At 43.2% G+C, this 1,164-nt stretch carries 1 protein-coding gene; it reads left to right on the top strand.

The annotated features are described in order from the left end of the window. The coding region (locus KRZ98_RS23905; RefSeq protein ID WP_217675653.1) for a homeobox domain-containing protein at window positions 1-251 on the top strand (251 nt) is incomplete at its 5' end. Between the last annotated feature and the right edge of the window lie 913 nt (window positions 252-1,164).

Here is a 1,164-nt window from a genome sequence, read left to right as displayed (position 1 = left end):
AAAAGCTGCTCTTACAGGAACATTTCAAAAAATGTATGTACCCAAGCTTTGACCAACGCAAGGAGCTGGCAGTAATCATTGGCGTGACGGAGAAAGAGATCAAGGTCTGTATTGCTCTTGTGCCTTTCTCACTTAGCAAAACCAGCTATGGTGCCTGTACATTTATCAGTCCCGTACCCTTAGTGATCCCTCAGTGCTTGGAGCAGCTTGGGACAATTGTGGATAGTGGACCTATGTGCACTGATGTCTAGGGGTGGTGGTTGTTCTTCCATCGGGGCACCATTATGGAGCTGCATTATCATCTTGGTAGGGTCTCCCTCAGGGACACAAAACTGTATTTATGTGGGTAGTAGCTAAAGACAAGGTTTCCATAGAGCATGTTCAACTAGGCACACCGGTCTTCTGACTTCTTCTTTGTCCTTCCAGATCTGGTTCAAAAATAATCGAGCAAGGTACAGACGGAATCAGCCACCGAATGTTCCAGACGACAACCAGAGAAACTAAAGCTGCTACTTGGTTGAACTATTCCCATGGTAACTTATCTGTAACTGATCTGTTGAGATGGCCCTGGCCCAAATAATGTGACAGACTTTGTTAATCTCCCATGGAAGGATGGGAAGGAGGGGGAAGTGGGATTGATATGTAAAATAATGTTGTTTCTAATTTAAAATAAATAAATAAAATAAGAATGAAGGCTGAGCAAGCTATGTGTAAGCCAGTAAGAGGCACCCGTCCATGGCCTCTGCATCAGCTCAGGCCTCCATCTTCCTGCCCTGTTTGAGTTCCTGTCTTGACTTCTTTCTCTGGTACATAGTGATATGAATGTGTAAGCAGCCCTGTCACCTCCATCTAGCTTTTCTGCTATGCTCTTTCCTTGCAGCAATAGAAACCCTAAGGAAGACATTGCTATTTATAAATTTTATTTTGAAGGCTAGCCTTGAACTGCCATGAGACAGAAGATGACTCCTGCTCTCCTACCTGTGACCCAGAGAATCCGTTGTGCACAACAGGCATTCCACCACTACGGGTCTTATATGTAGAATACACAACAGTGTGTGTATTCAGTTTTCAGAAACTTTAATCACTGTCATTCTGTTTAACCTATGTTCACTTGACAGTGTGAACATGAATAAAACGAGTTGTTATTTTGTAAAGGTTGCTTAC

Source organism: Sphingobium sp. AS12 (genome assembly GCF_019097845.1).
Lineage (GTDB): Bacteria > Pseudomonadota > Alphaproteobacteria > Sphingomonadales > Sphingomonadaceae > Sphingobium.
This window is presented reverse-complemented; position numbering and strand designations above follow the sequence as displayed.